The following is a 22,197-nucleotide window of genomic DNA, read 5'->3' on the forward strand; positions in this document are numbered from 1 at the left end:
GAGAGCCGGGCTGAGCCAGGCCCGGCTCAAGTGATCAGACCGACGACAGCGCCGCGCGGCACCAGACGCAATCGTGGTCGGAAAGCGGTGTTCCCTCATCCGAGATCGAGGTCAAAAGCCCCTTCTCTTCACATCGCAGATCGCGACCTGCCAGCCAATCCAGCTTCATCACACGCTGAGGATGTGGGGTGATCAGGCTGGGGCGCGTGGTCGTTCCGTCGATTGTGAAACCCCAATTATAACCGCGTGTTTCGGCCAGACCAAAAAGACTCTCGTTCTGCCAGTTAAAATCCGGCGGCAGGTGGTTACCGGTGTTCAAATCCCCACCGATCAGAACCGGCAGTCCCGGCGCGAAGCTGTCGATAGCACCTAGCAAGACATCGAACTGCGTGTGGCGATGCGCTGCGTCGGCGTTGCTTTCCAGATGGGTGGAAACGACGCAAACGGGGCCACTTTCCGTTGGCAAAACAGCAGCAATGGCCATTCGGCCACCAACGCGCGGCTGGTCGGGATCTGCGGCACCTTCGTCGCAGGAAAACCAGTGGCCATGATCGTCCAGCCGGATCAGAGCGGTGCGTTCAAATGGCACCGAAGACAGGATCGCGTTGCCGTGCCATCCCAGTGTATTGAAGTCGTCTTTGCAGAAATGGCGCTCGGTCGGGCCGCCCAGATCAAGCTCATGAAACTCGACCCCAAAGGCGTAGACCATTCCAAGGGCATCTGCCATCGCCTCGGTCGTGTGCCGTTGCGATGTACGCGCCATGCCGTGGTCGACCTCGGACAGTAGAACAACATCGGGGCTGATCTGACCAAGATGTGCGGCGGTTGCCTCGGGGAACAAGCAGCGCTCCACATTCCATGCGGCCACGGTGAACCGTGCAGGCAGCATGGTGGTCTGTGCCCGCCCGCCAAGCTGCAGCGCGTTCATTGCCGGAATATCGTGCAGCAACTTCCGATGCGCCGCAGCGGTTCGCGGGGCGGACAGGATGCTTGCCCGCTGATCCGGTGTCACAGCGGGAAGCACATCCAAAACGTCTGTGATCAAATGACTTTTCCTGTTTCCACATCAAACAGACGCAGCGCGTCGGGTTTCAGGGTGATCTGGGTCTCGCCTGTTTGGGCCGCGTGATCTTTGCTGACCAGAACGGTGAAGGGCTGGCCACCAAGCTGACCGTGCAGCAACCGATGCGCCCCCAGTTCTTCAAGGATATCCACCTGAAACGGCACGGAACCCTGACCATCCAGTTCGATATCTTCGGGTCGGATACCGAGTGTCACCGGCCCATTGGCAGATGTTGGCGCGGTCATGATCCCGTCATAGCCGTTGATCCGCACCTGGCCTTGATCGACCTGTGCCTCAATCAAATTCATCGGCGGCGCACCCATGAATGAGGCAACAAAGGTCGAGGCCGGGTTGTGATAGATTTCCGAAGGCGTGCCGATCTGTTCGATCCGGCCGGCGTTCAGCACGATGATGCGGTCTGCCATGGTCATGGCTTCGACCTGATCGTGGGTCACATAGACGGCCGTCGTGCCAAGGCGGCGTTGCAGGGCCTTGATTTCGATCCGCATCTGGTTGCGCAACTTGGCGTCGAGGTTGGACAGCGGTTCGTCAAACAGGAACAACGCCGGATCGCGCACAACCGCGCGGCCCATGGCGACGCGCTGACGCTGGCCACCCGACAATTGCGCTGGTTTACGGTCCAGATATTCGGTCAGGTTCAGCATCTTGGCGGCGTCTTCGACCTTGGCTGCGATCTCGGACGCGGGCGTGCCGCGGTTCTTCAGCCCGTAGCCTATATTCTTGCGGACCGTCATATGCGGATACAACGCGTAGTTCTGGAACACCATCGCGATGTCCCGGTCCGCCGGGTCCACGTTGTTAACCACCCGGTCGCCGATTTTCAGCGTGCCCTCGGTGATATCCTCCAGCCCAGCGATCATCCTCAGCAGGGTGGATTTCCCACACCCAGAAGGGCCGACCAGAACGACAAACTCGCCATCCTGAATGGTGAAACTGGTGGTCTCAACCGCTTTGAAGCCATTGGGATAGACCTTGCGGATGCCCTCTAATGATACCTGAGCCATGCCCGTATTCCTTATTTATCGGATTCTGTGAGGCCCTTGACGAACCAATTCTGGAAGAAGATGACGATCGCCACCGGCGGGATCATCGCAACGATAGCCAGCGCAAGCGCCTGTCCATGCTCGGGGATCTGACTGTCAGTATAGGTCAGCACGATCTGTTTGATGCCCCGGACCAGCGTGAAGAAGCTTTCATCTGTGGTGATCAGCGTTGGCCACAGATACTGATTCCAGCCAAAGACAAACATGATGATGAAGATCGCCGCGATCATCGTCCGGCTGAGTGGAACGAGGATGTCGACAAAGAACTTCCACGGACCTGCACCATCGATCCGCGCAGCCTCGGCCAATTCCTCGGGGACGGACATAAAGAACTGTCGGAAGAAGAATGTACCGGTGGCCGACGCGATCAGGGGAACGATCAGGCCGGTGTAGGTGTTGGTCAGGCCCAGCTTCTGGATCGCCTCATACGACGGCAGAATTCGTACCTCAAGCGGGAGCAGGAGGGTGGTAAAGATGACCCAGAAGGCCAGCGTGGCAAAGCGCAGACGGAAATAGACGATGGCATAGGCGGCCATCATCGAGATGATGATCTTGCCGACTGCAAAGCCGATGCCCAGGATAAACGAGTTCATCAGCATCAATGTGCCGTCAACGGTTTGAGTAAATCCGCCTTTCTCGAACATGGCGGCGTGGAAGTTCTTGCCCAGATCGTCGCCAAGGCCCGCCTGAATGCCCTGTCGGTGGATGGTCACAGCATCATGGCTGGCTGTGGTCAGCGCCAGCAGGGGCGGCAGGATCATCAACAATGATCCCAGGATCAGCACAAAGTGATCGCCGATGGTTTCCCAGCGGATTTTGCGGGGGCGGCGGGCGGTTTCGGTCGTCTCAAGAGTGGTATCAGCCATGGTTCGCCCCCTCACGTATAGTGAATCCGGCGTTCAACGAGCCGGAACTGAAAGACGGTCAGGATTAGAACCAGACCCATAAGAATGACGGATTGCGCAGAAGAGCCGCCCAGATCATTGCCTCGGAACCCGTCCAGATAGACCTTGTAAACCAGAGTCATCGGATTATTGCCCGGCTCACCCTTCATCAGCGCGTCAATCACGCCGAACGTGTCGAACAGCGCATAGGTGATATTGATGATCAGCAGGAAGAACGCGGTGGGGGCGAGCAAAGGGAAGGTGACCTGCCAGAATCGCCCCGTGGCCGAGCGGTTGTCGATCATTGCTGCCTCGCGCACCGAGCGCGGGATCGATTGCAGGCCCGAAAGGAAGAAGATAAAATTGACCGGGATTTGCTTCCAGACCGATACGATGATCATCGCGGTCGCGGTGGCGTTATAGTCCACGCCCAGTTTGAAATCCCAGCCAAACATCTGGAAGAACTTGGTCATTGGACCGGTGCTTTGGTCAAAGAACAGGATGCCCAGAAACCCGGCAACCGGCGGCGCAATCGCGTAGACCCACATCAGCAGGGTTCGATAGGTCTTGGCGCCGCGCAGAACCTTATCGGCCTTGACCGCCAGCAGCAGCGCGATGGCCAGTGAGAAGAAAGTAACCAGAACCGAGAAGACAATCGTGAACCAGGCAATGCGCTTATACTGATCATTGCCAATTAACGACGTATAGTTGTCGGCCCCGACAAAGGTTGACCCAAATCCGAAAGGGTCTTGCAGAAAGAAGGACGATTGCAGCGCCCATCCAGCAGGCCAGTAAAAGAAGATGGCGATGATCATCAACTGTGGCAGCAGCAAAGCCACAGGAAGCCAGATATTATCAAAACCCGCGCGTTTCATAGGTCTTCCAGTTGCAGAAATGGGGGATGGCCGCACCCGAAGGCGCGACCATCCTGGGGGTGATCCCAGGGATTAACCCTGAGTCTTTGCAAAGCGGGCCAGCAATTCGTTGGCTTCTGCTTCGATGTTCTGGAACGCGGTTTCCACGTCGGTTTCACCGGTCAGGATACGGCCATATTCGCGGTTCATGATGTCGCGGATCTGGACGTAAAAGCCCATGCGGTAGCCTTTGGTGTTGTCGCCAGCCTTAGCGGACAGTTGGTTGACGCCAACTTCGGCTGCCGGGAAGCGGTCATAGTGGCCGTCTTTCTTGGCGACTTCGTATGCAGCTTCGGTGATCGGCACATAACCGGTTTCTTGATGCCAGAAATACTGGGTTTCAGGCGCGGTCAGGAAGTTGAAGAACTCGGCCGTTGCCTTGTTTTCTTCATCCGACTTGCCTGCCATGGCGAACAGGGCCGCACCACCGATGAAGGTCTGTGTCGGCTCGGCTGTCACGGCTTCCCAATAGGGCAGCTCGGTCGCGCTGAACTCAAATGGCAGGTCTTTCTGCAGCAGGCCGCCAAACGAGCCCGAAGACCCAAGCCACATGGCAACTTTGCCTTCTTCGAACGGCTTGGCATTGTCGCCCCAGCCGGTGCCGTACCATTCAAACAACCCGTTTTCTTTCCAGTCGCTCACAGCCTGGAAATGGGCCTTGATGGCGTCGTTGTTGATCAGGATTTCGGTGTCGGTGCCGTCATAGCCGTTGTTGTTGGTCGCAAACGGCAGGTTATGACGCGACATGAAGTTTTCGGTGAAGATCCAGGGCAGGTGCGACTGGCTGAGCGGGATATAGCCTGCTTCTTTCAGCGCCGGAGCGGTGGTGGACTGGAACTCTTCCCATGTCTTCGGGGGTGTAACGCCTGCGGCTTCCAGTGCGTCTACGTTGTAGTACATGATAGGTGTTGACGAGTTGAACGGCATGCCGATCATCTTGCCATCGCTGTCTGCGTAGAAGTAGCGCACGCCAGCGATATAGTCATTGATGTCGAAATCAACGCCATTGTTGGCCAGCAGGTCCTGAACTGGGATGGTCGCACCCTTGGCACCGATCACTGTGGCGGCACCGGCGTCAAACACCTGCATGACGTTGGGTTGTTCGCCCGCGCGGAATGCAGCGATACCGGCGGTCAGCGTTTCTTCGTAGCTGCCCTTGTAGACCGGAGTGATTTTGTATTCGTCCTGCGAGGCGTTGAAATCCTCTGCAATTTTGTTGACGGTCTCGCCCAGCTGGCCGCCCATTGCGTGCCACCAGGTGATTTCGGTTTCGGCAAAGGCTGCAGTCGCGGTAAAGGCGACGGCGGCAGCAGTTGCGCAGAACTTAAGGTTGGTCATTTTGATCCTCCGGTTCGGTCTCGGGCACTTGCAGCGAAGCACCCGATGGCAGGTTTCTGCCAGGTTGTTTTGCAGGGCCCCCCTGCGGCGTGTCTCACGCGCAGCCTCCGACCCGCATCACGTGTCACGCGTGGATTCTGCACACGTGGTCACATACTGTTAACGTATGACAGTTCAGTGAAAGATTTCTAGCAATATTGACAAATTCTACCAAATCGAAGGACAGGATGGGCGTGGCTCAGGATCATGATAAACCTGCCGATAGGCGCCGCCGGGTGACCGCGCAAGCCGTTGCAGATGCGGCTGGTGTGTCGCGTTCAGCGGTTTCACGCGCTTTTACGCCAGGTGCGTATCTTGATGAAAGCAAAAGAAAAATCATCGAGAAAGTGGCCCATCAAATGGGCTATCAGCCAAATGCATTGGCTGCCGGGTTGAAGGACGGGCGCTCGCATCTGGTGGCCGTCTTTGTCGGCAATATGCGCAGTACATATGATTCCGAATTCGTGAGCGCCTTGGTCGGAAAACTGAACGCTTTGAACAAATGGCCGATTCTCATCGATGGCGGGGATCAGCGTGCAGAAGACGCGATCGAACAGGTTTTGCGTTATCCTTTGGACGCCTTGATCCTGCGCGGTGGCAGCATGCCGCGCGCATTGGTCACGCGGTGCACCAAGTTCGGTGTGCCGATGATTTCCACAGGCCGAATCGTCCAGGCACCGGGTGTCGACAATGTCTGTTGCCGCAATGCCGACGGTACGGGGCTTGCGGCCCAGGTGCTGGTCGACAAGGGGCGCACACGGTTTGGGTATCTGGGTGGCGCCCCCAGTTTCTCGTCATCGGCCGAGCGTAGATTGGGTGTGATCGGTGTTTTGGACAAAGCGGGGTTAAAGCTGATTGCCGAAGCCACAGGGGATTTCACTGTCGAGACTGGGCACGAGATAGCGCTGAAACTGTTTGCCGAGCACAAGTTGGACGCGTTGGTCTGTGCCAACGACGCCAGTGCGATCGGCGCGCTGACCGCCGCGCGTGAGTTAGGTTTGGACGTTCCGGGTGATCTTTCACTGATCGGGTTTGACGATATCGAAATGGCCAGATGGCCAAATTTCGATCTCAGTACCGTCAACAACCCCATTGATGATGCGGTTGATCAAGTTATTGCGTTGCTTGAACGCAGGCTGGCAGAGCCGGGCAAGCAAAGCGAAACCATTATGATCGATCCGTTTTTCGTCCCGCGTGGAACGCATTAGGTCAAACGTTTCGCGCCGATTTGAACAGGTACAGGAATACGAAAAGCGACCCGATCGATGTGGTCACGATGCCGACTGGTAACTCCTGAGGGGCCAGCAACAGTCGGGACACAATGTCAGAGGCGGTCAGCAGGATGGCCCCCACAATGGCCGAGGTGATCAACAGGTTGCGATGGAGCGTTCCCGCTATTCCACGCGCGATATGAGGGACCATCAGACCGACAAAACCGATGACACCCGCGACTGACACGAAGCTTGCCGTGGCGAGGGCTGCAACAAAGAACATACGAAAGCGCAGGCCCTGCACCGGGATACCCAACGTGGCGGCGGTGAAATCTCCGGTCAGAAGGGCGTCAAGCCAGCGGCTGCGATAGAGTGCATAGCCCAGGATCAGGGCCAGCCCGATCAAGACCAGTGGAAACGTCTCCCACCGGGCAAGGCCCAGTCCGCCCAGCATCCAGAAGATCACCGAATGGGCGGCGCGGTTGTCTCCGGAAAAGATCAGATAGTTGGTGATGGCGGAGAACAGGAAAGACACGGCAAGCCCCGCCAGGATCAGTTTTTCCGGTGCACTTGTGCGCAACCCCTGGACCAAGGCCAGCACGATGCCTGATGCGATCAGGCCGCCGCAAAACGCAGCCAGCGGTAGGGTCCATATGCCCAGCACATCGCCGGTGACCGTGATGACCAGAACAGCGCCCGCAGCCGCGCCCGACGAGAGACCGAACAGAAATGGGTCGGCCAAGTCGTTGCGCGTGGTGGTTTGCAGAACCACCCCCACAACACCAAGCCCCGCACCGATGACAGCGGCGAACAGCGCACGCGGCAGGCGCAGATCAAACACGATCCGATGCAGCGGCGACATCTCGCCTTCTGACAGACCTGTGCCCAGGCCGATGGCGGCAATGACATCCGCCACCGGGATCGGGGTTGTACCGTAGACTGTCGACAGCAGCAAAAGGGCGGTCAGAACGACCGCCCCCAGCACAACTATCCGGCCCGTCTGGACCATATCAGTTGGTCGCCGTCGGGTGCATCGCATCCGCCATCTTCTGGATCGCGTCGATATTTGCCGGTCCCGGTGTCAACTCTTCGTAACGCAGACCGATCCAGCGTTCATTTTTGACCGCATCTGTTTGGGACATCACTGGGTGCTCTTGCAGGAACTTGAACGTGTCCTCTGCCCCGTTGCCGGTCTGATAGTCAAGCAGCACCAGAAATTCCGGGTTCGATGCAGCAACCGCTTCCCACGAGGTGCGGCCCCAGCTAGTGTCCATATCATGGGTGACGTTTTCGCCGCCAGCCGCTGCGATCATCGCATCGGGGATGGCGAATTTGCCAGCGGTAAAGGGCGCATCTGCCGGGCCGTCCAGTAAGAATACACGGGGTTTGGCCAGATCGGCGGTCTTGGCTTCGATGGCAGACAGCTGTTCTTTCCAGCCTGCTACCAGTTCCTCGGCCTTTTCCTTGACATGCATGACCTGACCCAGACGCAGCACATCGTTGAACAGCAGGTCCATGCTGGCCTCAGGGCGGTCCTTGTCTAGATGCACGCAGCTTTCGGTCAGGATCATTGTCTTGATGCCGAACGGGGCCAGAGTGTCCGGGGTCACGTCGCCGCCGGGCTTCATGCCATAATACCAGCCCGCGAAGAACAGATCGGGCTCGGCCGCAACCAGGTTTTCGACGGTTGGGTATTTCGGCGCCAGTTCCGGGATGTCACCGCGCAGCTTATCGAAATCAGGGCTGGTCTTATACCAACCTGTGATACCGGTCAGGCCAACGATGTGTTCTTGCAGGCCCAGCGCAAAGGCCATGTCTGTCATGTTCATGTCATGCACAACCAGCCGTTCCGGCTTGGCGTCGAACACCAGCGGTTCGCCGCAATTGTCCACGGTTACTTCATGGGCCGCCGCGCCGCTGGCCAAGCCGGTGATCATCAAAGCTGACCAAATTTTCTGTTTCATCAATGTCTCCTGTTAAGATGAAAGCGTTCGTTTTCGGATATCCAGCGCCGGGATCACGCGCCCTTCGTGCTGGAAGCACAGGTAGTCAACACCAAACGTGTCGCGCACATGATCCGGCGTTAGTATCTGGTCGACTGGCCCAAAGCCCGTCATGCGTGTGGATTTCATCAGCGCGACATGGCTGGCGAATTCCGGGATCATGACAAGGTCGTGCACGATCATCACCACCGTCACGCCCAGTTCGGCCACCAGCGACAGCATGTGCCCTTTGGCATCGGGGTCCAGATGATTGGTGGGCTCGTCGAGAAACAACAACGAGGGGTTCTGCGCCAATGCACGCGCGATATGAGCGCGTTGGCGTTCGCCGCCCGAGAGCCGCTGCATCGGCTTGTCCGCCAGATGGGTTAGCTCGGTCGTGCGTAGAACGCGCGCAAGATCCATCTTGTGGTCTTCTGCCGAGCGGTTGCTTTGAATGGGAATCTGGCCCAGCGCAATGTAGTCGCGCAGCTTTAGGCGGCCATCGGGCAGTTCCTGCTGACCAACAACCGCAATGGTCCGGGCGCGTTCCTGCGCAGACAGGCTGCGCAGGCTTTGACCGTTGATCCGTACGTCCCCCAGCGCCAGACGCTCGACCCCACAGAGCAGGTTCAGCAGCGTTGTTTTGCCGGCACCGTTCGGACCGGCGATGGCAAGGATCGCCCCTTCTTCCAAAGAGAACGAGACGCCTTGTAGCAACACATCGCCATTCAGGGCGTAGTATTCCAGATTCTCCGCGACCAGAAAGCTCATGCCTTACCCGCCTTTGGAAGACGAGGCAGACGTGCTAGAGTTTTGAACAGCAAGGCGGGGGGGCGATCCGTTGCGCTGGTCCAACCGCTCTCGCTGTCGCGGTACTGATGGGCGAAGGTGGCGATCGCATCCAGATCGGCGGTGCTTTGAATATCGCCAAACAGGTATTGCGCCTTGCCTTCGGCTTGCAGACCGATGGCCATGGGACGTTCGCATCCTGCCATGCACGGGATCAGTCGCGTAGCGAACCCGTCTGGCAGCGACGCGTCCAGCAGAATTTGGGCGGCGCTGGCTTCGATCTCACCCTGGCAGGTCGAGCAGATCAGCACAAAGTGATCAGCGTTGCGGTTCATTGCCACCCTCAACGCGCAGAACGCCCGTGTCGAAAGTGCCAGTCCCCAAAGGGCGCAAATATGCCATCAATCCTCCTTCCAGGACGCCCCGTCCCGGGTTGGTTTCACAGGTGATGGCAGGTCTCCTGACTTGCGGGTCGTTGCTTGGCCAACCTTCCCGGCCTTCTCGGGCCAGTGGTGATTTGGCGTCGCTCTCCGCTTACAGTTGCGGGGGCAGTTACGGACTTGGCCTGTTCCGATATTCCGGGGGCCGCACCGTATTCCCATTTTCATCCCGCACCCAAAGCTGCGGGAACCATCACAGGTCAGCTATTCTGGACAAGACACGCTTGTCAAGCAATCGCTGAGAGGCTCGGGTCAATCTCGGGGTAGATCAGTAATCCGCAACCAACAGGAATTCGGCCTCGGTATCTTCTTCGATCGTGGCAAAGCGGGGGATGGGTTGTTCGAACACGTTATCGGTGCGGTCGTCGTTTACGGTTGAGACCTCGCCGATCAGGCAATCCCCGCGCTCGGCCCAGAAGGCGTGCCAGATTCCGGGCATAAGGGTTACACTTTCGCCGGGTTTCAGGCGCAGCAATTCGCCCGGAGTGATGGTGATATCGCATCCGTCGCTGGGCACCACAACCGGTGTGTCGCGGTCTACGCTGCCATCGGGGTTCGAGGCATAGATCTCCATCACCAGATCGCCGCCGCCCCGGTTGATGATATCCTCGGCTTTGACGATATGACGATGCATCGGCGACAGCTGCTTGTCGCGCGAGATCAGCAGTTTTTCTGCATAAAGCATCCCACGACCCTGGCTCAGATCGTTCTCATCCCCATTGCGCAGGGTGAACAGGAACAGGCCAAGCTCATCAAATTTGCCTTGCCCGTAGTCGGTGATGTCCCATCCCAGTCCCCGGGCGCGGATCGTGTCGGCCTTGGCGCTGCGCATCTGATCCGGAGACCAGTCGGCAAAGGGGGGCAGGATGAAACCGAAAGACTGGATAAAGGCCTGTGCATCGGTCTTGATGTGGTTGATGTCGGAACGTTTCATGTGACTTCCCTTTTTGGGACTAGAGCTCGTGCGCCCAGGGCGGGTTGGCCCCGGCACGCGATACGGTGACTGCTGCAACATCTGCACCCAACGCTAAAGCTGCACGCAGGCTTTCTTTTGTCAGATCGCGCAGCCCGGCTTTGGTCAGATGTCCGGAACGGTGAAGTTCCGCCAGCACGCCAGCGTTGAACGTATCGCCCGCCCCCACCGTATCGACAACCTGAACCGCTTTAACCGGTATCGTGGTTTCCGAGCCATCGCGTAGATAACCCGAAGCCCCCTGGCTCCCACGTGTAACAATCACAACCGCGGGACCGGCTTGCAGCAACAAAGGCACTTTCTCGGCATGGGTTTCGGGCCCCGGAATGATCCAGTCCAGATCTTCATCCGAGACTTTGAGGATATCGGTCTGCGCAATCATGGCATTCAAACGGGTGCGGTATCTGGTCTGATCCTGGATAAACCCCGGTCGGATGTTGGGGTCCAACATCACCGCTCGATCCGTCCCGTGATGGCTTAGCAAGGCAGCATAAGCATCGGCGCAGGGTTCGCAGGCAAGACTGATACCGCCTAGATACAGGGTCGAGATGGCGGGCAGTTGGTCGGGCAGATCCTCGGGCTGAAGCATGCGCCCGGCGGTGTTCTCGTCAACGAAGTTGTACGATGCATGACCATCGACCAGTTTCACAAACGCCAAAGTGGTTGGGCGGTCGCTGGTGATCACATGGGAGGTATCCACATGGCTCGCTTTCAGCGTATCCGCCAATTGTTCACCAAACATATCGGACGACAGGCCGGTCAACATGCCAACAGGCGCGCCCAATCTCCCCAACGCGATCGCCGTGTTGAAAATTGCACCTCCAGAATGGGGTACATACCCTTGGGCACCCGAGACTGTAGGCTCGGTGATCATATCGATCAGCGCTTCTCCGCAGCACAGGATCATCCCGCGTTCCTTCATTGAGAATTGTCAGGCGGTTCTACCGCATGAGGGCATTTTTGCAGAAGTTGTTAGCGCCAACAATGCCAAATTCGACCTGTTCTGAGATATAGAGATCCATTCCGCGCCGCAGCTCGCTGAACCGGCCACCATTGTTGAAGGCATCCAGAAAACTGTCTCCGAACAGCCAGCGGTTTTTTTCCGCCACGCCACCGACCAGAAAGACGCCGCCTATTGGCATCAATGTGACGGCCATATCCCCTAGCAAAGCGCCCAGATGCGTTGTGAACAGCGATGCGGTTTGAACCGCGTGCCGATCAGTGCCGGATCGCGCATCCTGCAGGATATCCCGCGCCGGGCGCGCGGAGATATTGGTTTGACCCGCCGCCATTGCCACTGCTCGATACAAGATCGGTAATCCGGTGCCGCTGAGGAACATCTCAGCTTCCAAACTCAGGCTGTCACCAAAGAAGCATTCGGGTGCAATACGCCGGGCCGCGTCAAAGATATCAACCTCATCCCGGTGGCGCGGCGCAAGGCCGACATGGCCTCCTTCGCCCGAGACGGTGTGATAATGCCCTTCGGAATACAGCAACGCCCCGACGCCCAGCCCAGTTCCGGGTCCGACCACCAGCCGCGTGCCGAGTGGAGGCGTGGGCGCCCCCTGCAAGACGGTAACATCATCGGACGTAACCTCGGCCACCGACCATGCAGCGGCGGTGAAGTCGTTGATGACATAAGTGTGCCGGGCACCGGTGGCTTCGGCCAGCTCAGCCTCGGACAAGTCCAGATTTGCGTTTGTGAGTTGAATCACGCCAGCCTGAACCGGGCCTGCACCTGCGGCAACAACTGCCTGAGGATCAGTTCCGACGTCATCTCGCAAACTGTGAAATGCGTTAAGTAAGTCGGACAAGGAGCCGGTTGGATGTTTGCGCAATTCTGTCAGCGCACCGTTCTCGACAACCCCAAGCCGGGTATTGGTGCCACCGACATCGGCCACTAGGTTCCAATGCTCGTGGACTGACCCTGCTGGCTGCGCGAGTGGCAGGGCAACAGGGTTCCCTTTGGCCAGCGAGGCTTTTAGGGCGAGATATGAGGCTTTGGGTTTACGCTCCAGCGTCTCGAAGTCCACATCGACCAGACCGAACCGCTTCTCATACCCAAAGGCCCATTCGTAGTTGTCGAGCAGAGACCAGGCAAAATAGCCTTTGACTGGGGCGCCCTGATCCAATGCATCCTGAACGGCCGCAAGATGCTGGTTTAGGTAGTCGATCCGATCATCGTCCTGATCCCGTTTAGGACTGGCCATGCCGTTTTCGGTCACAAATAGGGGAAGGTCGCCAGTGTATTCCTGCGCCGTTCGGGTCAAAAAGCGGGTGAGGGCGGCTGGTTCGATCTCCCAGTCCATCTGGGTTTTGGGCAAAGGTCCGGGAACCTCTTTCAGGCTGGGCCAGGCGGTATCAGACGGGGCAATCAGCTTACGTGTGTAATAGTTCAGCCCGCACCAATCGACAGGTGCGCCGATGGTGTCAAAGTCGTCCTGCCAACCCGTGGGCAAATGAGGCGCGAGCCCCTCTAGAACATTCGCTGGATAAGCTTTCTTGAACGCACCGCCCAGAAAGAACCGGTTATAAATCCCATCATACAGATCCGCGGCCTTGCGAGCCTCGGGGCTGTCATCGGCGGGTTCGGCCCATTCCAGATTGAACACCGCACCTAGATTGGACATTCCAAGCCCGCGCATCGCCTGAATGGCGCGACCATGTGCCAGCAGCACGTGATGCATGGCCCGCGCAGCAGCTCGGATATCGCGCATGCCGGGGGCGTGGTGGCCTTCGAAATGGCTCAGCCAGCTGACGCACCAGGGCTCGTTGATGGGGGCGACGCTATACATGCGATCCCCGATCCGGCCCATGATGATCTCGGTGAAATCTGCAAACCACCCGGCGATATCACGGTTGCGCCAGCCACCCAGATCAGCAAGGGCCGAGGGCAATTCCCAGTGATAAAGCGTGGCACAGGGGCGGATATTGCGCTCTAGCAAGGCATCGGTGAGGCGGTCGTAATAGTCCAGCCCGGATTGGTTCACCGAGCCGCGTCCATCGGGCAGCACCCGAGCCCAGCTGGTGGAAAAGCGGTAGCAATCGAAACCAGCCTCGCGCACCAGATCGAAATCTTCCGGAAACCTGTTCAGATGATCACAGGCCAGATCACCGTTTTCCTGCCGCACGACATTACCGGGCGAGGCGGCGAAGGTATCCCAATGGGTCTGACCAGCCCCACCTTGGGCGTGACCTTCTATCTGATAAGCAGAGGTTGCCACACCAAAGAGGAAGTCTTTGGGAAAGTCAGAACGAGTATATTTCATTGCTAGTACCTGTTGGGCGCCGGGCCTGTTGATCTGCCTACTACCAGTTCAGCTTCCAGCAATCTAGTTTTGGTCGGCGCATCCGGGGATTTGATACGTTCGATCAGCATATTGGCCGCTATCTCCCCGGCCTTGCGAACAGAGGAGCGGGTGGCGGTGAAGATCGGAACATCTTGCCCGTTCTTGAGATAGGACAGGTCATCGTCATGGGCGATGACGGATATATCGCGCCCCATTTGCAAGCCCGCTTCGTCAATCGCGCGCCGAACGCCGATAGCAGAAATCATCGAAGAAATCAGGATTGCGGTTGGCGGATCATCAAGGGCAAGCATCGTGCGTGTTTCGTGGTGACCATAGACTTCGGTCATCTCGGCGCTGCGCATCAGATTAGGTTCAGGTGCGATCCCTGCCTGCGCCAGTGCAGCAAGATAGCCATCACGGCGGCGCTGGGCGAAATCCATGTCTTCAAGGCCGTTGATCAATGCGATGCGCCGATGGCCCAGATCCAGCAGGAATTGGGTCGCCCGCAGGAATGAGCTTTTGTTGTTCACATCAATCCAGTCATAGGGCAGGTCAACACCGGTCGAGCGGCCATGTACAATGAACGGAACTGACATTTTGCTGAGAACGGCAATACGGTGCTCATTCACCTTTGGGCCCTGGAGCACCACGCCATCAACTGCACCGCGCTGGAACAGGCTGCGATAGGCCTCTTCGATCGAGGTGTCATCGGCATTGGTGAACATCATGTCGTAGCCATGCTCGGCATATGTTTTTACGGCCCCGGCGACGAAATCTCCAAAGATGGGGTTCACCATCTCGTGCTGAGACGAGCTGGGGATCACATGACCGATGACCATGGATTTGCCTGTCGCCAACCCTTTGGCGCGGCTGTTTGGACGATAGCCATGTTTAGCAGCTGCTGCCTGAACGCGCGCGCGCGTGGTCTCATTCACTTCCGGATAGCCGTTTAGGGCGCGACTGACAGTGGTCGGCGACAACCCAAGCATATCCGAAAGTTCTTTTAGCGTCATAAGGTGCTCATATACTGCAAGCGCTTTGAATTCTTTGAATTCGTCTGTTGCGTTTTGCCATACTCATAAAAAGAGCCATAAAAGTAAAGGTTATTGAGTGATAAATCCAAGAGTATTCGGAATCGTTGACTTTGATGCGTAAACGCGCAACTTTACATCTATCCAAAGCGCTTTGGATTGCGGTAGTAAGCTATATTGCCGTGATTCTCGTGTCGGAACGCGTGGCAGGTAAGTCGCGGATCGGGTCGGGCCCGAACAACTAAAAGCTTGATAAGCTGTGGGAGGACATCATGAAGAAGTCGTTTTACGCCAGTGCTGCGGCATTGGCGCTGAGTGCGGGGACGGGATTGGCGCAGGCTGATCTGGCATTCACGCCGGGCGAAGGCCCGTTCAATTGGGACAGCTACAATGCCTGGGCAGAAAGCGCGCCGGATCTGAGCGGCCAGACCGTTACTGTTGCGGGGCCCTGGCTTACACCGGAAGATGGCTACTTCAACAACATGACCGCCTATTTCGAAGCAGCCACTGGCGCGGATGTGATCTACACCGGCTCGGACAGTTTCGAGCAGCAGATCGTTATCGATGCCGAGGCAGGTTCGGCCCCCAATGTTGCAGTATTCCCGCAGCCTGGTCTGGCCTCGATCATGGCGTCCAAAGGACAGCTGTCCCCGCTGGGCGACGACATGGCTGCCTGGGTTGGTGACAACTACGCTGCAGGTGATTCCTGGGTCGATCTGGGCACCTATAAAGACGCTGATGGCAACGACAAGATGTACGGCTTCTTCTACAATGTGAACGTCAAGTCTCTGGTTTGGTACAACCCCGAGAACTTCGAAGACGCCGGATATGAAGTGCCGACGACCATGGAAGAGCTTAAGGCTCTGACTGAACAGATCGTCGCCGATGGTGAAACGCCGTGGTGTATCGGTCTGGGGTCCGGTGCCGCAACCGGTTGGCCTGCGACCGACTGGGTCGAGGATATGATGCTGCGCACCCAGCCGCCGGAAGTCTATGACCAATGGGTTACCAACGAGATTCCGTTCAACGACCCACGCGTTATCGCTGCAATCGACGAATTCGGTTGGTTCGCGCGCGATGATGCCAAAGTCTCCGGCGGTGCAGGTGCAGTTGCCTCCACCGATTTCCGCGACAGTCCCAAGGGCATGTTTGCCTCACCGCCTGAATGCTACATGCATCGTCAAGCGTCCTTCGTTCCGGCCTTCTTCCCGGAAGATGTCGAGTTTGGTCTGGATGCAGATTTCTTCTATATGCCGGCCTTTGCTGACAAGGACTTGGGCAACCCGGTTCTGGGTGGCGGGACATTGATGGCTGTGAGCAACCCCTCCGACGCGACAACCGCGTTCATGGAGTTCCTCAAACAACCTATCGCGCATGAGATCATGATGGCGCAGACCGGCTTCCTGACACCGCACAAGGGCGTCAACACCGAAGCTTACAAGGATGACACGCTGCGCGGTCTCGGCGACATCCTGCTGGGCGCGACCACATTCCGTTTTGACGGGTCGGACCTGATGCCAGGTGCTGTCGGTGCAGGCACGTTCTGGACTGGCATGGTTGATTATACCGGTGGCAAATCCGCCGAAGAGGTCACGGGTGAGATCCAGTCATCCTGGGACGCCATCAAATAATCTGACAACCCTTTGGGCATCCCGCACGCCGGGGTGCCCATGCCTGTCGCCGCGAGGGAGGATAGCATGCATCCGGCAATACAAGGCCTGCTGACGATCGCCATTGGTGTGTCGGGATGTGTGGGCTACTTCTACCTATCCAACCAAGTTCTGGATAAATTTCTGTTTCCAGCGCGTGGCCCAAATGCAGGGCGCAATATCAACCGCGCCAACATGATCCGGCCCTGGCTGTTTCTGTTGCCCGCCTTGCTCGCACTGGGTGTGTACCTGGCCTATCCGGTTGTTGAAACCCTACGCCTGTCGCTGACAGACCGCGTTGCGGGTGGCGGCTATGTATGGGCCGGATTCGACAATTACGTGCAAATGGTTGCCGAACCCAAGTTCTGGGAGGCGATGCGCAACAATATGCTATGGCTGATTGTGGTTCCGGCCATGTCCACAGCATTTGGTTTGCTGGTTGCACAGCTGACCGACCGCATCCGCTGGGGCAACGTCGCCAAATCGCTGATCTTCATGCCGATGGCAATTTCATTCGTCGGTGCCTCGGTGATCTGGAAACTGGTCTACGATGCGCGGCCCATCGATCAGGATCAGATCGGCGTCCTGAACGCGATTTATATCTTCTTCGGTGGCACCGAGACGCACACCTGGCTGACGCTTCCGTTCTGGAACAATTTCTTCTTGATGGTCGTTCTGGTCTGGATTCAAACCGGCTTTGCCATGGTGATCCTGTCTGCCGCCCTGCGCGGTATCCCGGAAGAGACCATCGAGGCCGCCATTCTGGACGGGGCCAACCCTTTCCAGATCTTCTTCAAGATCAAAGTGCCGCAGATCAAAACCACGATCATGGTTGTCTGGACCACAATCACAATCGTCGTTCTCAAGGTCTTTGACATCGTCTTTGCCATGACCAACGGTCAGTGGGAGACGCAGGTTCTGGCCAATTACATGTACGACAAGATGTTCCGTGCCAATGACTGGGGCGTGGGGTCGGCCTCGGCAATGGTGATCATGTTGCTGGTCACTCCGATCCTGGTCTGGAACGTGCGCAATGCGCGCAAAGAAATGCAGTAGGAGGTTCGGGATATGAGCGATATTGCGGGAACCCGGCCAGCCCTTCGCTGGGTTGTACATGCCTCGGTGGTGTTTCTTGTCGTGCTTTGGGTGTTCCCAACGCTGGGCTTGCTGATCTCGTCTTTCCGAACGGGGGATCAGATTGCCAGCAGCGGCTGGTGGCGGGCTTTGTTTCCGTCAGAACAGAACCTGACCCTACGCGCCGCCGGGCCAGACACGCAGGTCTCAACCGACGGGATGTATGTCATCGAAGGCAATGTTTTTGACGGTGAGAAGGCCTCGGACATCAGCAGATGGGGGGTCAACTCTCGGGCCATCGATGCCTTTGCCCCCGGCGAAACGGCCGAGCTGCGCCGCGGTGGGACAATAACGGTTCAGGCCAACGGCGACTACCGTATGGAAAACACCGAAGCGTTTGAAGGTAGTCGCGGTCCTCGAGTGTTTGTGACCACCACCCTGCCGCCCGAGTTCACGACCGAGAATTACGCTCATGTGCTGTTCAACGCGAACAGTTCCGACAGCATGGCTAAGGCGTTTTTCAATACGTTGACGGTGACGATACCGGCGACGATCATCCCAATCCTAGTTGCGGCCTTTGCGGCTTACGCGCTGGCTTGGATGGATTTCCCGGGGCGGGCATTGTTGATCGCTGCCGTTGTTGGTCTGTTGGTGGTGCCGTTGCAGCTGGCTTTGATCCCGCTGCTGAAACTGCACCTCAATATCGGGATCGGCAAAGGATATCTGGGGGTTTGGATGGCCCATACCGGTTTTGGGATGCCATTGGCGATCTACCTGTTGCGCAACTACATGGCCGGATTGCCACGCGATCTGATCGAAAATGCGCGGGTAGATGGGGCGACTGAGTTCCAGATTTTCACCAAACTCATCCTGCCGCTCAGCTTTCCGGCGCTGGCGTCCTTTGCGATCTTCCAATTCCTGTGGACATGGAACGATCTGCTGGTTGCCAAGGTATTCCTGATCGACTCATCCGGTCAGACAACGGTGATGACCAACCGCATCGTCGAGCTGCTGGGCACACGCGGCGGTAATTGGGAAATTCTTGCCACGGCGGCCTTTGTTTCGATTGCCGTTCCGCTGGCTGTCTTCTTCGCAATGCAAAAATACCTGGTCCGGGGCCTGCTGGCCGGATCTGTCAAATAGAGGCGTCTGATGAACGTGCAGAACACCACAGAACTTTCCAAAGCTACCAAAGTGTCGTCCGAGTGGTGGCGCGGTGGGGTGATCTATCAGATCTACCCGCGCAGCTTTCAGGACAGCAATGGCGATGGTATTGGCGACCTGAAAGGCATCACGCAACGGCTCGATTATATCGCGTCGCTTGGCGTGGATGCGATCTGGATATCGCCGTTCTTTAAATCTCCGATGAAGGATTTTGGCTATGATGTCAGTGACTATCGGGACGTGGACCCGATGTTCGGCACCTTGGCTGATTTTCAGGAGCTTTTGGACAAGGCGCATGCCAAGGGACTGAAGGTCATGATCGATCTGGTCCTGTCGCATACGTCGGATCAACACCCTTGGTTCAGTGAAAGCCGTGCCAGCCGAGACAATCCGAAATCCGATTGGTTCGTCTGGGCCGATCCCAAGCCTGATGGGACGCCGCCGAACAATTGGCTGTCGATCTTTGGCGGTTCGGCCTGGCAATGGGATTCTCGCCGTCTGCAGTATTACCTGCATAACTTCCTGACCTCACAGCCCGATTTGAATTTTCATTGCCGTGAGGTACAGGATGCCCTGCTGGATATGGCACGGTTCTGGTTGGAACTGGGGGTTGATGGCTTCCGTCTGGATACGATCAACTTTTACTTTCACGACAAAGAGCTGCGGGACAACCCAGCCCTTTCGATCGAGCAACGCAATGCCTCGATCGCGCCAGCCGTAAACCCCTATAATCACCAAAACCATCTGTATTCCAAAAGCCAGCCGGAAAACATCGCGTTTCTGGAACGCCTGCGCGCCTTGACGAATGAATACGAGGGCCGTGCCTGTCTGGGTGAGATCGGCGACGCGCAGCGTGGGCTTGAGATTATGGGAGAATACACCACCGGCGATAAGCGGATGCACATGTGCTACGCGTTCGAGTTTCTCGAAAAGCGGGCACTGACCGCAAGCTATGCCAAGCAGGTTTTTGACCAATTATCCGCAAAGGCGCGGGATGCCTGGCCCTGCTGGGCGTTTTCGAACCACGATGTTGCGCGCCATGCGTCGCGCTGGGACCTCAGTGAGGCTGCGGCCCGGCAATATGCGGTGCTGATGATGTGCCTGCGCGGTTCGGCCTGCCTGTATCAGGGCGAGGAGCTGGGCCTGCACGAAGCAGATGTTCCATTCGAGAAGCTGCAAGACCCTTATGGAATCGAATTTTGGCCTGAATACAAAGGACGTGACGGCTGCCGCACACCGATGGTCTGGGTGTCACAGGATGAGCAATCCGGGTTCAGCGCAGGCGAGCCTTGGTTGCCGGTCAGCGCTGCACAGGCCGAACAGGCTGTTGACCGGTTAGAAGCTGATCCGCACTCGATGCTCAACCATTATCGCCGTGCCATTGCTTTGCGCCACGCGCATCCGGCCCTGGCGACCGGCGCACAGACACAGATGGAGCAGACCGGAACGGTTCTGACCTTCCTGCGCGAAAATGAGACTGAACAGGTGTTTTGCGCCTTCAATCTGGGATCGGAGGCTGCGGAAATCTCGCTGCCTCAGGGCCAATGGCACGCCATTGGTCAGGATCTGGGCGCGGTCGAGGGCGAAGGTCAGATCACACTGGATGCAGCGCAATTCTGCCTGATGGTCAAGGAAAAGGGGTAAACCATGTCTGAACTCAAACTGACGGATGTTGCCAAATCCTATGGCCCCATTGATGTCCTGAAACATATCGATCTGGATATCGATCAAGGCGAGCTGATCGTTTTTGTCGGTCCCTCGGGTTGCGGGAAATCCACGTTGCTACGGATGATCGCCGGGCTGGAAAAGATCACTGGCGGCACGCTGGAAATTGAAGGGCAGGTCATGAACGATGTCCCGCCCGCGCAGCGCGGCATTGCCATGGTGTTTCAAAGCTACGCGCTTTATCCGCATATGACGGTGCGCGAAAACATGGCCTTTGCCCTGAAGATCGCCAAGATGCCCGCGTCGGAAATTGATGCCTCGGTCGAGCGTGCCGCGCAGATCTTGCAGCTTGAACCGTTCCTGGATCGTCTGCCCAAGGCCCTGTCGGGTGGTCAGCGCCAACGTGTTGCCATTGGCCGTGCGATTGTGCGCGACCCAAAGGTCTATCTGTTTGACGAGCCGCTTTCGAACCTTGATGCCGCGCTGCGCGTAGCCACCCGGATCGAGATCGCGCGCCTGAAGGAGGCGATGCCCGACAGTACCATGATCTACGTGACCCACGATCAGGTTGAGGCGATGACGTTGGCCAGCCGCATCGTTGTGCTGGCTAACAAGGGTATCGCACAGGTCGGTACGCCGCTGGAGCTTTATGAGACACCGGACAATGAATTCGTCGCGCAGTTCATTGGATCGCCCTCGATGAACCTGCTTCCGGGTAGGATTACCGGCACCGGGGCAACCACCACCATCGCTCTGGCATCCGGCGGCACTGCGGTTTCGTCGATCCCGACTGAGGCCAGTGATGAAGGGCGAGAAGTGAATATCGGCGTACGTCCCGAAGATTTTGTGCTGACCGAAGAGTCTCCGATTCTGACTGGTACCGTAGACTTCACCGAAGCGTTGGGTGAGGTGACATTGCTTTATTTCGAGAAATCCGAGGGGGTCGAGTCTGTCATCGCAAAGCTTCCCGGCGTGCAGCGTAATCTGCGTGGGCAGTCCGTTTCGGTAACAGCGGCACCGGACAAGGTGCATCTGTTCCACAATGGCGTGTCGATGCGCCGGCATTCAGCCTGATCTTGTAACGCATCGCGATGGCGCGCTGATTTGTGGGGTGCCGACGCTTTTTTATAGTGCCAGATCGAGCGCATGGGAGCGAGCTGTTGGCACGAGACTTCACGGTCGATTTCAAGCATGTGCCCACTAAAGCTACCAATATATGGTGAGCCACCACACTTGAGCGCTTTTCGCGTGAATCGATTCGAAAAATCGGTGCAGATTGAGGCATCTGGCCGCAGCGCTATCAGACTATAGTATTTACCCATTTATTTTCAATGGTTTATATGTCGGGGCAGCTTGATGGTGGGATGGCCCGCGCGAGTGCCAGACCTTTATCAAGGCTGCAATACCCCTCATTTTTTACAACACATAAGTATCTTGTTGGTGCTTTCACAATCACAGCCTAAGGTGAGGCCGTCCGGTGTATTTTCATACTCGGAAGCGAAAGAAGCAGGACGGGGTTGCAAACTGGACTTATTAAAATTTCCAACTGTCACTTTTGAGTAGACAGCTCTGCCGCGAAGTTCTGGCCTGCAATCAAAACAAAAAAATCTAACGACTAACCATGGGA

19 protein-coding genes, 1 pseudogene and 1 riboswitch are annotated in these 22,197 nt (G+C 57.3%); of the genes and pseudogenes, 6 read left to right on the plus strand and 14 right to left on the minus strand.

From position 1 onward, the window contains the following. Positions 1–34: 34 nt before the first annotated feature. The 5 genes from ACR0KG_RS09360 to ACR0KG_RS09380 form a co-directional block, all read right to left on the minus strand. Positions 35–1,042: an endonuclease/exonuclease/phosphatase family protein gene (locus ACR0KG_RS09360; RefSeq protein WP_480827341.1), complete on the minus strand. Its 1,008-nt coding sequence runs from the start codon at positions 1,040–1,042 to the stop codon at positions 35–37. Further along, positions 1,042–2,088 carry an ABC transporter ATP-binding protein gene (locus ACR0KG_RS09365; protein WP_353011176.1) on the minus strand — a complete coding sequence of 349 codons (1,047 nt, stop codon included), beginning with the start codon at positions 2,086–2,088 and terminating at the stop codon, positions 1,042–1,044. Before ACR0KG_RS09365 ends, ACR0KG_RS09360 begins: the two co-directional genes overlap by 1 nt. A gap of 11 nt (positions 2,089–2,099) precedes the next feature. After that, a complete protein-coding gene (locus ACR0KG_RS09370) occupies positions 2,100–2,993 on the minus strand; it encodes an ABC transporter permease subunit (protein ID WP_480827103.1) in 894 nt (297 codons plus the stop codon). Positions 2,994–3,004: 11 nt separating this feature from the next. Next, positions 3,005–3,886: an ABC transporter permease subunit gene (locus ACR0KG_RS09375; protein ID WP_170534813.1), complete on the minus strand. Its 882-nt coding sequence runs from the start codon at positions 3,884–3,886 to the stop codon at positions 3,005–3,007. 72 nt (positions 3,887–3,958) lie between these two features. Continuing rightward, the gene (locus ACR0KG_RS09380) at positions 3,959–5,263 is read right to left on the minus strand and encodes an extracellular solute-binding protein (RefSeq protein WP_480548012.1); all 1,305 of its coding nucleotides are present in this window, start codon (positions 5,261–5,263) and stop codon (positions 3,959–3,961) included. Positions 5,264–5,490: 227 nt separating this feature from the next. On the opposite strand from ACR0KG_RS09380, the gene ACR0KG_RS09385 reads away from it, so the two are divergent. Continuing rightward, positions 5,491–6,510 (plus strand): LacI family DNA-binding transcriptional regulator, encoded by a 1,020-nt coding sequence (locus ACR0KG_RS09385; RefSeq protein WP_480827104.1) that lies wholly within the window; start codon positions 5,491–5,493, stop codon positions 6,508–6,510. Position 6,511: 1 nt separating this feature from the next. On the opposite strand, the gene ACR0KG_RS09390 is transcribed toward ACR0KG_RS09385, so the two are convergent. The 9 genes and pseudogenes from ACR0KG_RS09390 to ACR0KG_RS09430 form a co-directional block, all read right to left on the minus strand. Continuing rightward, positions 6,512–7,522, minus strand: coding sequence for an iron ABC transporter permease (locus ACR0KG_RS09390; protein WP_170534819.1), 1,011 nt, complete (start codon positions 7,520–7,522; stop codon positions 6,512–6,514). A gap of 1 nt (position 7,523) precedes the next feature. After that, positions 7,524–8,477: an ABC transporter substrate-binding protein gene (locus ACR0KG_RS09395; protein ID WP_480827105.1), complete on the minus strand. Its 954-nt coding sequence runs from the start codon at positions 8,475–8,477 to the stop codon at positions 7,524–7,526. Positions 8,478–8,489: 12 nt separating this feature from the next. Next, a complete protein-coding gene (locus tag ACR0KG_RS09400) occupies positions 8,490–9,266 on the minus strand; it encodes an ABC transporter ATP-binding protein (protein ID WP_480827106.1) in 777 nt (258 codons plus the stop codon). Further along, a complete protein-coding gene (locus tag ACR0KG_RS09405; protein ID WP_480827107.1) occupies positions 9,263–9,619 on the minus strand; it encodes a DUF1636 family protein in 357 nt (118 codons plus the stop codon). The genes ACR0KG_RS09400 and ACR0KG_RS09405 overlap by 4 nt, the downstream gene beginning before the upstream one ends. Positions 9,620–9,717: 98 nt before the next feature. Beyond that, positions 9,718–9,934, minus strand: a riboswitch (cobalamin riboswitch). A 58-nt stretch (positions 9,935–9,992) separates the two neighbouring features. Next, positions 9,993–10,658, minus strand: coding sequence for a D-lyxose/D-mannose family sugar isomerase (locus tag ACR0KG_RS09410; RefSeq protein WP_480544020.1), 666 nt, complete (start codon positions 10,656–10,658; stop codon positions 9,993–9,995). A 19-nt stretch (positions 10,659–10,677) separates the two neighbouring features. Then, on the minus strand, positions 10,678–11,604 hold the full coding sequence (locus tag ACR0KG_RS09415) for a carbohydrate kinase family protein (protein ID WP_480548363.1): 927 nt from the start codon (positions 11,602–11,604) through the stop codon (positions 10,678–10,680). 34 nt (positions 11,605–11,638) lie between these two features. Next, the gene (locus ACR0KG_RS09420; RefSeq protein WP_480827342.1) at positions 11,639–12,598 is read right to left on the minus strand and encodes a glucokinase; all 960 of its coding nucleotides are present in this window, start codon (positions 12,596–12,598) and stop codon (positions 11,639–11,641) included. A gap of 63 nt (positions 12,599–12,661) precedes the next feature. Then, positions 12,662–13,966, minus strand: a pseudogene (locus ACR0KG_RS09425) (GH1 family beta-glucosidase); the annotation flags it as partial. A gap of 2 nt (positions 13,967–13,968) precedes the next feature. Then, complete coding sequence (locus ACR0KG_RS09430) at positions 13,969–15,000, minus strand: LacI family DNA-binding transcriptional regulator (protein ID WP_480827108.1); 1,032 nt, start codon at positions 14,998–15,000, stop codon at positions 13,969–13,971. A gap of 290 nt (positions 15,001–15,290) precedes the next feature. Here ACR0KG_RS09430 and ACR0KG_RS09435 point away from each other — a divergent pair, with 290 nt between their 5' ends. From ACR0KG_RS09435 to ACR0KG_RS09455, 5 genes are all read left to right on the plus strand, one after another. Then, the gene (locus ACR0KG_RS09435) at positions 15,291–16,649 is read left to right on the plus strand and encodes an ABC transporter substrate-binding protein (protein ID WP_480827109.1); all 1,359 of its coding nucleotides are present in this window, start codon (positions 15,291–15,293) and stop codon (positions 16,647–16,649) included. Between the two features lie 66 nt (positions 16,650–16,715). Continuing rightward, on the plus strand, positions 16,716–17,723 hold the full coding sequence (locus tag ACR0KG_RS09440) for a carbohydrate ABC transporter permease (protein ID WP_480499858.1): 1,008 nt from the start codon (positions 16,716–16,718) through the stop codon (positions 17,721–17,723). A gap of 12 nt (positions 17,724–17,735) precedes the next feature. Next, the gene (locus ACR0KG_RS09445; protein ID WP_480827110.1) at positions 17,736–18,884 is read left to right on the plus strand and encodes a carbohydrate ABC transporter permease; all 1,149 of its coding nucleotides are present in this window, start codon (positions 17,736–17,738) and stop codon (positions 18,882–18,884) included. A 9-nt stretch (positions 18,885–18,893) separates the two neighbouring features. Then, positions 18,894–20,549 (plus strand): alpha-glucosidase, encoded by a 1,656-nt coding sequence (locus ACR0KG_RS09450; protein ID WP_480827111.1) that lies wholly within the window; start codon positions 18,894–18,896, stop codon positions 20,547–20,549. Positions 20,550–20,552: 3 nt separating this feature from the next. Further along, complete coding sequence (locus tag ACR0KG_RS09455) at positions 20,553–21,644, plus strand: sn-glycerol-3-phosphate ABC transporter ATP-binding protein UgpC (RefSeq protein WP_170534840.1); 1,092 nt, start codon at positions 20,553–20,555, stop codon at positions 21,642–21,644. The last annotated feature ends 553 nt before the right edge of the window (positions 21,645–22,197 follow it).

Source organism: Ruegeria sp. H4 (genome assembly GCF_056533065.1).